Here is a 10,869-nt window from a genome sequence, read left to right as displayed (position 1 = left end):
GCCCTGACCATCAATGCCAAAGGCATGCTGCCCTCCACGCACCCGCTGCTGATCGGCTCGACCCAGACCCTGGTCGCCACGCGCGCGCTGGTCGCCGAAGCCGATGTGGTGCTGGCGATTGGCACTGAGCTGGCGGAAACCGACTACGACGTAACCTTCGCCGGCGGCTTCGAGATTCCCGGTGCGCTGCTGCGCATCGATATCGACCCCGACCAGACCGTGCGCAACTACCCGCCGCAGGTCGCACTGGTGGCCGACGCACACATCGCCGCCGAGGCCTTGCTGGCCGAACTGAACAGCAAGCCTTTGCCGGCGCGCGATCCCCACTGGGGTGCTGAACGTGTCGCGCGTTTGTGGGCCGAACTGGCCCCTACCTGGGACGCCGCCACCCGCGCGCAAACCCTGTTTCTCGACACGGTGCTGCAGGCATTGCCCGGCGCTGTGCTGGTGGGCGACTCCACCCAGCCGGTGTACAGCGGCAACCTGACCCTGAACCTCGACCACCCCCGCCGCTGGTTCAACTCCTCCACCGGCTACGGCACCTTGGGCTACGCCCTGCCCGCCGCGATTGGCGCGTGGTTGGGGCGTGGCGATGGGCAGCCGGTGGTGTGCCTGATCGGCGACGGCGGGCTGCAATTCACCCTGCCGGAATTAGCTAGCGCGGTGGAGGCGCGCACGCCGATCATCGTGCTGCTGTGGAATAACCAGGGTTATGAAGAAATCAAGAAATACATGCTCAACCGCGCCATCGAGCCGGTCGGTGTGGACATCTACACGCCGGACTTTATCGGCGTGGCCAAGGCGCTGGGCGCGTCTGCCGTCAGCGTCCACCGCGTCGAACACTTGCACAGCGCATTGCGCGCCGCCGCTGACCGCCCGGGGCCGACGCTGATTGAAATCGACCAGGGGCTGTGGATGAAGGAGGTGGCGCTATGAGCGCGGTGTTGAACGGTGTGTATATCAACGGCGCATGGCGTGCCGGCCAGGACGTGCTGGAGGTGATCAACCCGGCCACCGAGGAAATCCTCGCACAGGTCAGCGTCGGCGATGCAAGCGCCGTGGCCCAGGCGGTCGACGCCGCCAGCGCGGCCTTTGGCGGCTGGTCGAAAAGCACCGGCCATGATCGCGCCGCCCTGCTGCGCAAGGTCGCCCAGGGTGTGAGCGCGCAGCGCGAACAGCTGATGCGATTGCAGTCGAGCAACAACGGCAAGCCGCTGTTTGAAGCCGGCATCGACGTGGACGATGTGATCGCCACTTTCGACTACTACGCTGGGATCTGCGACGCGCTGGACGCCGGCCAGGAAAGCCCGGTGGCGCTGCCCAGCGCTGCTTTCAGCGCACGCCTGCGCCGTGAACCCTGCGGCGTGGTGGGGTTGATCGTGCCGTGGAATTTCCCGATGGTGACCACCGCCTGGAAACTCGCCCCGGCCCTGGCGGCGGGGTGCTGCGTGGTGCTCAAGCCCTCGGAAGTCACACCGCTGGCGGAACTGCAATTGGCGCGGATCATCGCCGGCGCCGGCTTCCCGACCGGGGTGTTCAACCTGGTGTGCGGCACGGGCCTGGCGGTGGGTGCGCCGCTGGCAGCCGACCGCCGCGTGGCGAAGATTTCCTTCACCGGCAGCAATGCGGTAGGTGTTCAGGTCATGCAGCGCGCGGCGGAAACCATCAAGGGCGTGAGCCTGGAATTGGGCGGCAAATCCTCGCTGTTGGTACTGGCGGATGCCGACCTGGACCTGGCGGTGGAACTGGCCTGTGGCGGTGGTTTTTTCAACGCCGGGCAGATGTGCTCCGCCACCAGCCGGGTGCTGGTGGCTGACAGCCTGGCGGATGAATTCCTGCAGCGCTTGCAGGCGCGGGCTGAAGGGATTCGCGTAGCAGACCCGTTTGCCGATGACGTGGAAATGGGCGCGCTGATCAACCGTGCGCAATATCAGCGGGTCCTCGGGCATATCCAGCGTGGTATTGAAGATGGCGCGCGGCGGGTGTGTGGCGGCGAGCGCCCGGCAGACTTGCCCAAGGGCTATTTCATTCGTCCGACGCTGTTCACCGATGTGCCGTTGGACAGTGCCTTGTGGAATCAGGAAATCTTCGGCCCGGTGCTGTGTGTACGACGTTTCACCACCGAGGACGAGGCAATCGCCCTGGCCAATGACAGTGATTTCGGCCTGGTCGCCAGTGTGGTCAGCGCCAACCCGGAAGCCGCCGAGCGCGTCGCCAACGCGTTGCAGGCCGGCATGGTGTGGGTCAACGCCCCACAAGTGATCTTCCCGCAGACCGCGTGGGGAGGCTACAAGCAAAGCAGCATCGGCCGCGAGCTGGGCCCGTGGGGGTTGGCGGCGTTTCAGGAGATAAAGCATGTGATCCGCGCTAACTGAACGCGTGCGGCATATTCGCTGACGTCGTGTTGCAAACAGTATTTGTCCCACCCAAAACATAGAAACGCCCTACAGAGCTTTCTATTGGTACGTCCGTTCCGTTAAGCTTTTGGCCTTGTCGCGCGCTGCCTCAGTGCCAAGGTTTACCGGATGGAAGGGATGCTAAACAGTAACTTGCTCAGAAAGCTCGATATGCAGGACTTGATGGTGTTTGTCGCCGTGTACGACCAGAGCAGCGTTACCGACGTGTCAGAAACGCTGTTCGTCAGCCAGTCCACCGTGAGCTACAGCCTGAAGAAATTGCGCACCAGTTTCGAGGATGAGCTGTTTATCAACACACGGGCGGGTATGCGTCCTACACAAAAGGCCAGCACCATGTACGGCCATGTGCTGAAAATCCTCGAAAGCATCAACCTCTGCCACGCCGGTGACCAGGCCGCACGCCCCTGAACGCCCGGAGCAATAGCGGCGCGTCAGCGTGAGCGATCAGCCGATCGCGACCTTGCTGTAGGACTCGCGGTCCATGTCGACCAGTTGCACACTCAGTTGCACCTGCACACCCTCCGGCCAGTCGCCCAAGTCCTGCAGAACCGCCAACAGGCTTTGCGACAGCTGCTGCTTGACCTGCGGCGAGCGCCCGCTGAGCAGCGACAGCTTCACGGCGATAAACGCGCGCGGGTTGAGGGAGGTGCCGATCTGGAAACTCTCGACCTTGACGGCACGGCTTTTGATATCGAACTCGGAACCGAACTGCCCGGACACCATCAGCACATTGTTGAGCCGCAACAGGGTTTTCTCGACGGCCAGGCCTGTGAGATTGGCGGTGTATTCCAGGTGCAAGTGCGGCATGGTTTTCTCCAAGTTTGTTGTAGGAAGATTCGTAGATATAGCACAGGCCACAACGCCGCAGGCATGAAAGCGCTGTCAGGCTTTGCCCGCCAAGCCACGGTCACTCATGAATGCTTCGAGCCGCGAACGCACCCAGCGCTCGGCCGGGTCGGTGTCCACGTGACTGAGCCAGACCATCGACAAATCGAGGGTGGGCGTCTCGAACGGGAATGGCTCACAGAATAAATTGCCCGACACGGCCATGGCCTCGGCGGTGTAGTCCGGCAGGCTGGCAATCAGGTCAGTGCCGGCCAGCAACGCCGGCAAAGCGCTGTATTGCGGCACCGACAGCACCACATGCCGTTTGCGGCCGATTTCCGCCAGCCACTCATCGGCAAACCCGGACACGTTGGCGGTGTGGGACACCAGCACATGCGGGCGGGAGCAGTATTCGTCGAGGGTCAGCGGCGTGTCGCTAGCATCGGCGCGCAGCAGGCGCGGGCGTATATGGCGCAGCAGCTTGCGCTTGGCATTGGCCGGTAGGCCACGGGTCTGGGTGATGCCGACGGTGATATCCCCGGACGCCAGCAGATCGGGAATGCGCCAGTAGTCCACATGCTGGACCACGAACACCACCTGCGGCGCCTCCTGGCGCAACGCGCGCAGCAGCGGCGGCAACAGGCCGAACTCGACATCGTCGGACAGGCCGATGCGAAAGGTCATGGTACTGATGGACGGGTCGAAATCGTGGGTCAGGCTCAAGGCCGACGACAAGGAATCCAGGGCCGGTGACAGGTGCTGGATAATTTCCTCGGCCCGCGCGGTGGGCTCCATGCGGTGGCCGACGCGAATGAACAACGGGTCGTTGAACAAGGTGCGCAAGCGGTTCAGCGCCGAACTGATGGTCGGCTGGCCGAGAAACAGCTTCTCCGCCACCCGTGTCACGTTGCGCTCAAGCATCAACGCCTCGAAGACCACCATCAGGTTGATGTCAGCCTTGCGTAATTCATTGCGATTCATCGGCGCCTGCCCCTTTCCCCAAGACAAGGCGCAGTGTAGAAAGCCCGCAGGGCTGCGTCTATGTGCACGCTGTTCATCGCGCGGCTTTGCGACTATAAATCAGCTCTTTAAGGTCACAGGAACATCATCGTGCCGGTTATTTTCGCCTTGAGCGTCCTGCTTGCCGGGGTTCTGCTCTGGGCTATCAAATTCATCGCTCACCCCACCGCCAGGACCTTGCTGCGCGTGTTTGTCGGCTTGTGCCTGGCGGCGGTCGTGGCTTACCTGGTGCTGGCTTCGGGGTTCCCGACCTCATTGCTGGTCTGACTGACCTCCTGGCCCTGGCGCAAACGTAACGCCGCCAACGCGGCCACCACCAGCACCAGCGCAATCACTTTCAAGCCATTCATGGCATTGCCGGTGCTCATCTCAATCGCGCCCATCACCGACGGCCCGACGAACCCGCCCAACAACCCGCAGGCGTTGACAAAGCCCAACCCACCCGCGAGTGCCAGGCCTTTGAGGCGCGAGGCCGGGTAGAGAAACACGATCGACTGCACCACAAAAAACATCACCGCCGACAGGCAAAAGCCCAGCAGGCTGAACACCGGCCCCGACACCGATGCGATGCCCAACCCCAGCGCCATGGTCAACAGCCCGCTGACCAATAGCCGCCGCGCACGGCTGGGCGTGGTCGCAAAGCGCGGCAGGCACACCGCGCCGATGGCTGCGGCGATCCAGGGTAGCGAGGTCAGCAGGCCGACGCTCATAGTGCTCAGTTCGCCGTATTTGCTGATGATGCTCGGCAGGAAAAAGATCACCGTATAGACAGTGATCTGATGACAAAAGTACACAAAGATCGCCAGCAGGATTTGCGGGGTCAGCCAGTGTTTCAGCGAGTGCCCACCCTCCCCGGCGCCTTCCTCGGTTTCCAGCGCGATACGCTGTTCGATACCGCGCGCTTCCTCGGCCGACAGCCATGGCGCCTTGCTCGGGCGGTCCGGCAACTTGTGCCACACCACCCAGGCAAACGCCACCGCCGGCAGCCCTTCGAGCAGGAACATCCACTGCCAGCCGTGCCAGCCGAACAGGCCGTCCATGCGCATCAACGCCGCGCCCAGCGGGCCGCCGATGATGTTGGCAAAACACACGCCGAGCAGAAAATAGCCGGTGGCCCGCGCCCGTTGTTCACGGTTGAACCAGTACGTCAGGTACAGCATCACCCCTGGGAACAGGCCCGCCTCGGCAACCCCCAGCAGCAGGCGCAGCACGTAGAACGAGGTCTCGCCCTGCACAAACGCCATGGCCGCCGAGATCAGGCCCCAGGTCACCATGATGCGAGCGATCCAGAACCGCGCGCCGACCTTGTGCATGATCAGGTTGCTGGGGATTTCCGACAGCGCATAGGTCAGGAAAAACAGCCCCGCGCCCAAGCCGTAGGCCGCGGCGGAAATGCCCAGGTCGACGTCCAGGTGGTGCTTGGCCAGGGCGATGTTGGTGCGGTCGAGGAAACTCAGGATGTAGGCGATGATCAGCAAGGGCATCAACTTGGCGAACATCAATGTGTTCAGCACCTGCGGTTCGCGGGCTGGGGTGGCGGTAGTCATCGGGCAAGTCCTCTTGGCGCCCCGCCAGCCTGACTGGGGGGCGCATCACTGTTGTTCTAGGGTTCGAGTTGCACAACCCGCGCGGGCGGGCGATGCGAGAACAGTTGCAGCAACGCGCCGCCCAGGGCGCAGCCGGCCATGACAAAGAAGCACACGGTGTAGCCGTGCAAGGTGGTCCAGCCGCCGCCCATGGCGATCAGGCTGCCCATCAGCACCGGCGCCAGGCCGCCGCCGATGAACATCGCGGTGGTGATGATGCCGTTGGCCGTGGAGGTCGCCGACGGCTCGGCCGAGTCGCAGGCCACCGCGTAGTAGATTGGCCACACCGCATTGGCCACCAGGCCAAACAGCAGTTGCACGACGACGATCAGCGTCAGGGTGTTGGCGAAGTAGAACGCGCCGACACTGGCCGCCATCCACAGCCCGCAGATGATCAGCGTGGTGCGCCGGCCGATGATGTCCGACAGCGACGGCCACACCAGTTGCCCGAGGATGCCGGTCAGGGTGAACACCACGCTCATCCCTGCCGACTCCGCCAGCGACAGCCCGGCGATGTTGTAGAGGTAGGCCGGCAGCACGATGTTGACGCCCATGTACACCACTTGGGTGAGCATCGTATTGCCCGCCGTGAGCGCGATATTGCGGTTGCGCAAGGTGGCGACAAACGTGCGCCAGGCCTCGCCTTTTACCGTGCTGGCCGGCGCGTTGTCCGGTGGGGTCATGCCTTTGGCGGCGATGTCGACGTACAGCGCGGTGATGCGCTCGGCCGTGGAATAACGTGCCCAGAAAATCATCAGCGGCAGCGCAACCACGAAGGCAAAGAAGAACACATAACGCCAGTTGTCCTCGCCAAACACAGTGATGACAACACTCGCGACGATGCCGCTGAGCATCGCGCCAATCGGGTAACCGGTGTGGTGCGCGCCCAGGGCAAAGCCGCGGCGCTCCACCGGCCACCATTCGGCGGTGTTGCTCACGCCCACCGGTTCGCCCCAGCCGGCGCCGAGGTTGACGCCCACGCGCAGGGCGATAAAGGTCGCCAGGTTGCCGCTCAAGGCCTTGAAGCCGGACAGAAACGAGATCGCCGTGTAGCCCAGCACCAACGGCACCTGGAAACGCGCGCGCTTCCAGCCGCCGCCGTAGCGGTCGCTCCACATCGAGCCGGGGATATCCAGCAGCGCCAGAGCCAGCATGACCACGGTGGCCACGGTGCCCCATTGGTCAGCGGACAAATCGAAATGTTTGGAGATGGTCGGCCCCAGGCGCAATACGATCTCACGGTCGTAGGCGTTGAGGATCCAGATCATCCAGCAGACCAGCAGCGATACCCAGGAATGCCGGTGAATACTGCGCAGCGACGCTTTTTTTAAAGTTGCCATGGGCCTCTCCAGGCGCGCGAGGGCGCGCACTGACACAAGGTTGCGAAGGAATATGCCTTATTGAAAAAACGCGCTAGCTGGCGAACCGTCGCTCGGCTATTCCTTGCACGCCCAACCCGGTAATGGCGAACAGCGCGCCGCGTTGCTGGCCGTCGTCGGGGAAACGCGGCAGCGGCGGCTTGGCCATCGAGGTCACAAACAGGGTGTCCAGGTTCGGCCCGCCGAAGGTCAGGCTGGTGACCTTTTTCACCGGCATTTGGATAATCCGGTCGACTTGCCCGTCAGGGGTGTAGCGCACCAGTTGCCCGGCATAGACCAGCGCCTGCCACAGGCAGCCTTCGGCGTCCACGGTGCAGCCGTCGGCGGCGCCACCGCCGCGGGTATCGACCTTGGCGAAAGTACGGCGGTTGCTCACATCGCCGCTGGCCAGGTCGTAGTCGTAGGCCCAGATTTCACCGGACCAGGTGTCGCAGAAATACAAGGTTTCCCCCGTCGGGCTCCAGCACGGGCCGTTGGACACGATGATGCCTTCGTCCAGGGTGTGCAGGCTCAGGTCGGCGTCCAGCCGGTAAAGCTTGGCGCTGGCGCTGTCTTCCAGGGTGTCCATGGAGCCGAAGATGAAGCGGCCCTGGCGGTCGACCTTGCCGTCGTTGAGGCGGTTGTTCGGCAGGTCCGGTTCCGGGTCTTGGACCAGCGCCAGCTCGCCACTGGCCAGGTCCAGCGTGTGCACGCCGTTTTGCAGCGCGACGATGGCCGCCTCGCCGTTGTGGCGCAGGGCCATGGAGCCGATTTTCTGGCCGACCTCCCAGGCGCGCAGTTCGCGACCGTCGTCGGTGCAGCGCAGGATGCGGCCGTCGGCGCTGTCGATCCAGTACAGCCGTTGTTGTTCGACGTCCCACACCGGGCCTTCGCCCAGGGTAGTCTTGACGTCCACCAGCACTTCGATACGCATGGGTTTATCCCCTTATTGTTGTTGTGCGGGATGCAGGCCGCGCCGTGACGCGGGCCTTTTTTGTGATTAGAAATTGACCTGGTCACGCCCCTTCAGCCCGAGGATTTCCCGCGCTTCATCCGGTGTGGCAACGCGATGGCCGAGGGCTTCGATCACCGTGCGAATGCGCCGTACCTGATCGGCGTTCGACGCCGCCAACTTGCCCGGCCCGTCCCACAGCGAATCCTCCAGGCCGACCCGCGCGTTGCTGCCCATGGACAGGCCCATGGTCGCCAGCGGAATCTGCCCACGCCCGGCCCCGAGGATCGACCACACGTAGTCGTCGCCGAACAGGCGGTCGGCGGTGCGCCGCATGTGGGCCAGGTCTTCCGGGTGGCCGCCGATGCCACCCCGCAGGCCGAACACCGACTGGATAAACAACGGCGGCTTGAGCAGGCCGCGCTCCAGGAAGTGCGCGGCGGTGTAGAGGTGGCCGATGTCGTAGCACTCGATCTCAAACCGCGTGCGGTTCTCGGCGCACGAATTGAGGATGTGGGCGATGTCGCGGAAGGTGTTGCGGAAGATCCGGTCGTCGCTCTCTTCCAGGTACGGCCGCTCCCAGTCGTGCTTGAACTCGGTAAAGCGGTTGAGCATTTCGTACAGGCCGAAGTTCATCGACCCCATGTTCAGCGAGGCCAGCTCCGGCTTGAACTGCATCACCGGCTGCAGGCGCTCTTCCACACCCATGGTCGGTGCGCCGCCGGTGGTGATGTTGATGACCACGTCGCTGGCAGCCTTGATCTGCGGCAGGAATTCGGCGAACAGCGCCGGATCCTGGCTCGGCCGGCCGTCGTTGGGGTCACGGGCATGCAGGTGGACAATCGCTGCACCGGCTTGAGCGGCGCCGATGGCGGCGTCGGCAATTTCCTGCGCGGTGATCGGCAAATGCGCTGACATTGACGGCGTATGAATCGCACCGGTAACGGCGCAGGTAATGATCACAGGGCGTTTTTTGGACATGACGATTCTCCGACTTTTATTCTTATGAAAAAAATCCTGGCTGCAGCGAAGCGTTCTTCCGTGGCTTACAGGTACTCGACGTTACCGTCGACACTGATCGCCTGGCCGGTCACGTTGCGTGCGGCAGGCGAACAGAGGAACAAGGCCATGGCCGCGACGTCTTCGGCGGTGACCATGCGCTTGAGGGAGATCTTGTTGAGGTATTCCTGGCGCATCTCGGCCTCGGGCACGCCGACCTGCTCGGCACGCGCACGAATCACGCCGTCCATGCGCGGGCCTTCGACGATGCCGGGCAGCAAGGCATTCACGCGGATATCGCTCTCGCCGAGCTCCGAGGCCAAGGATTTCATCAGGCCGACGATGGCCCATTTGGTCGCCGCGTACGGCGTGCGCCACGCGTAGCCGAGGCGCCCCGCCACCGAGGCGATATGCAGCAAATGGCCGTGGGACGATTCCTTGAGCATCGGCACCGCGTGGTGGGCAAAGCGGTATTGCGCGGTCAGGTTGATGTTGATGGTGGCTTGCCACTCGGCATCACTGATCGCATCGATGCCACCGGTGGGCCCGGCGATCCCGGCGTTGTTGACCAGCACGTCCAGCCCACCGAAATGCTCGCGCTGCACCTTGAACACCGCCTCGATCTGCGCCGCATCGCTGACGTCGGCGCGGGTGGCGACGCTGCCCGGGTAGTTGTCGCGAAACGCAGCCAGGGCCGGCTCGCTCACGTCACACACATGCACCTGGGCGCCGGCTTCCAGGTACGCCGCCGCCAACACTTCACCAATGCCGGCTGCCCCGCCGGAAATCAACACACGTAACCCAGGATAAGGCTGCAGCCGCTGTAGGACACTCATGCACGTTTACCTCCTGAAGCAGACGACCGCGTACGGTCGTTCTTGACGAGCAGGCGCGCCAGGGAGTCGGCGGCCTGCATGATGTCATCGGTCACCGCCGCGCGGGCGCCGGCGCCATCGCGGGCAGCCAGCGCCTCGACGATGCGCGTGTGCGCCTCCATCGAGCGTTGCAGGTGAGCTTTATCCGGGGCGACCAGCGCAAAGCATGGGCCCATGTGCAGCCAGAAGTTTTCTACGGCGGCCATGGTCAACTCGGCCTGGGCCACCGCGTAGATGCGGCGGTGAAAGGCAAAGTTGGTCCACAGGTAGCGCGACACGTCGACTTCATCGGCGGCGTGCTGCATTTGCCGGCACAGGTCGGTGATTTCGTCGAGGTCGGTTTTCTGCAGCAGCAGCACGGCTTTTTCCGCCAGCAGGCCTTCGAGGGCCACCCGCGTGTCGCGGATTTCACGCAGGCGTTCGACCGTCATCAGGCGGACACGCAGACGTGAGGTTTCGGTGACTTCAAAGGCGTTTTCGGCACTGAGGCGTTGCAGCGCTTCGCGCACCGGCATGGGGCTGGAACCGAGGGCTTCGGCGAGGCCGCGGATGGTGAGTTTCTGGCCGGGCTGAAAGCGACCACTCATCAGGGCTTCGCGGATCTGGCGGTAGACCTGGTCTTGCAAGGTATCGCGGGATACCTGGCGCAGGGTGGGCAGGAGGAGCGGACCATCTGTCATGAGGCAAAACCTGTGTTGTCGTTCTTATGGCCTCAATATGTGATCACAAATCAAATATGTCAAATAGTTTCCTATCCGGGGATGTGCGCATACGAATGTGGGAGCGGGCTTGCTCGCGAATCGGGCGTATCAGTAAACAGATCAGTTACTGACACAC

The 10,869-nt window shown here is 63.4% G+C and carries 11 protein-coding genes and 1 pseudogene; 4 read left to right on the top strand and 8 right to left on the bottom strand.

Annotated elements, in window-relative coordinates:
- The 3 genes and pseudogenes from WBR57_RS07250 to WBR57_RS07240 form a co-directional block, all read left to right on the top strand.
- The coding region (locus WBR57_RS07250; RefSeq protein WP_424083246.1) for a thiamine pyrophosphate-dependent enzyme at positions 1-936 on the top strand (936 nt) is incomplete at its 5' end.
- A complete protein-coding gene (locus WBR57_RS07245; protein ID WP_424083245.1) occupies positions 933-2,375 on the top strand; it encodes an aldehyde dehydrogenase family protein in 1,443 nt (480 codons plus the stop codon). The genes WBR57_RS07250 and WBR57_RS07245, both read left to right, overlap by 4 nt.
- Before the next feature lie 159 nt (positions 2,376-2,534).
- Positions 2,535-2,822: pseudogene (locus WBR57_RS07240) on the top strand (LysR family transcriptional regulator); the annotation flags it as partial.
- A gap of 39 nt (positions 2,823-2,861) precedes the next feature.
- Here the strand turns inward: WBR57_RS07240 and WBR57_RS07235 are convergent.
- Together WBR57_RS07235 and WBR57_RS07230 are read right to left on the bottom strand one after the other, a co-directional pair.
- A complete protein-coding gene (locus tag WBR57_RS07235; protein WP_424083244.1) occupies positions 2,862-3,224 on the bottom strand; it encodes a 5-carboxymethyl-2-hydroxymuconate Delta-isomerase in 363 nt (120 codons plus the stop codon).
- 75 nt (positions 3,225-3,299) lie between these two features.
- Positions 3,300-4,223, bottom strand: coding sequence for a LysR substrate-binding domain-containing protein (locus WBR57_RS07230; RefSeq protein WP_424083243.1), 924 nt, complete (start codon positions 4,221-4,223; stop codon positions 3,300-3,302).
- A gap of 129 nt (positions 4,224-4,352) precedes the next feature.
- On the opposite strand from WBR57_RS07230, the gene WBR57_RS07225 reads away from it, so the two are divergent.
- Complete coding sequence (locus WBR57_RS07225) at positions 4,353-4,529, top strand: hypothetical protein (RefSeq protein ID WP_424083242.1); 177 nt, start codon at positions 4,353-4,355, stop codon at positions 4,527-4,529.
- Here WBR57_RS07225 and WBR57_RS07220 read toward each other — a convergent pair.
- The 6 genes from WBR57_RS07220 to WBR57_RS07195 form a co-directional block, all read right to left on the bottom strand.
- A complete protein-coding gene (locus WBR57_RS07220) occupies positions 4,484-5,809 on the bottom strand; it encodes an MFS transporter (RefSeq protein WP_424083241.1) in 1,326 nt (441 codons plus the stop codon). The genes WBR57_RS07225 and WBR57_RS07220 overlap by 46 nt on opposite strands.
- 56 nt (positions 5,810-5,865) lie before the next feature.
- Entirely contained in the window at positions 5,866-7,188 is a 1,323-nt protein-coding gene (locus WBR57_RS07215; RefSeq protein WP_424083240.1) for an MFS transporter, read from the bottom strand.
- Positions 7,189-7,261: 73 nt separating this feature from the next.
- Positions 7,262-8,140 (bottom strand): SMP-30/gluconolactonase/LRE family protein, encoded by an 879-nt coding sequence (locus WBR57_RS07210; RefSeq protein WP_424083239.1) that lies wholly within the window; start codon positions 8,138-8,140, stop codon positions 7,262-7,264.
- A gap of 66 nt (positions 8,141-8,206) precedes the next feature.
- Positions 8,207-9,139, bottom strand: coding sequence for a 3-keto-5-aminohexanoate cleavage protein (locus WBR57_RS07205; protein WP_424083238.1), 933 nt, complete (start codon positions 9,137-9,139; stop codon positions 8,207-8,209).
- Between the two features lie 65 nt (positions 9,140-9,204).
- The gene (locus tag WBR57_RS07200) at positions 9,205-9,993 is read right to left on the bottom strand and encodes an SDR family oxidoreductase (protein ID WP_424083237.1); all 789 of its coding nucleotides are present in this window, start codon (positions 9,991-9,993) and stop codon (positions 9,205-9,207) included.
- Complete coding sequence (locus tag WBR57_RS07195; RefSeq protein WP_424083236.1) at positions 9,990-10,712, bottom strand: GntR family transcriptional regulator; 723 nt, start codon at positions 10,710-10,712, stop codon at positions 9,990-9,992. The genes WBR57_RS07200 and WBR57_RS07195 overlap by 4 nt, the downstream gene beginning before the upstream one ends.
- Positions 10,713-10,869 lie beyond the last annotated feature (157 nt).

Origin of the sequence: Pseudomonas sp. (assembly GCF_049590575.1) — a bacterium.
Lineage (GTDB): Bacteria > Pseudomonadota > Gammaproteobacteria > Pseudomonadales > Pseudomonadaceae > Aquipseudomonas.
Note: the sequence above shows the minus strand (reverse complement) of the source record. Positions and strands in the feature narration are given on the sequence as shown.

Excerpts from the sequence above, each read along its gene's own strand:
- WBR57_RS07245 (WP_424083245.1), top strand. The coding sequence starts at position 933 with ATGAGCGCGGTGTTGAACGGTGTGTATATCAACGGCGCATGGCGTGCC.
- WBR57_RS07235 (WP_424083244.1), bottom strand. The coding sequence starts at position 3,224 with ATGCCGCACTTGCACCTGGAATACACCGCCAATCTCACAGGCCTGGCC.
- WBR57_RS07230 (WP_424083243.1), bottom strand. The coding sequence starts at position 4,223 with ATGAATCGCAATGAATTACGCAAGGCTGACATCAACCTGATGGTGGTC.
- WBR57_RS07220 (WP_424083241.1), bottom strand. The coding sequence starts at position 5,809 with ATGACTACCGCCACCCCAGCCCGCGAACCGCAGGTGCTGAACACATTG.
- WBR57_RS07215 (WP_424083240.1), bottom strand. The coding sequence starts at position 7,188 with ATGGCAACTTTAAAAAAAGCGTCGCTGCGCAGTATTCACCGGCATTCC.
- WBR57_RS07210 (WP_424083239.1), bottom strand. The coding sequence starts at position 8,140 with ATGCGTATCGAAGTGCTGGTGGACGTCAAGACTACCCTGGGCGAAGGC.
- WBR57_RS07205 (WP_424083238.1), bottom strand. The coding sequence starts at position 9,139 with ATGTCCAAAAAACGCCCTGTGATCATTACCTGCGCCGTTACCGGTGCG.
- WBR57_RS07200 (WP_424083237.1), bottom strand. The coding sequence starts at position 9,993 with ATGAGTGTCCTACAGCGGCTGCAGCCTTATCCTGGGTTACGTGTGTTG.
- WBR57_RS07195 (WP_424083236.1), bottom strand. The coding sequence starts at position 10,712 with ATGACAGATGGTCCGCTCCTCCTGCCCACCCTGCGCCAGGTATCCCGC.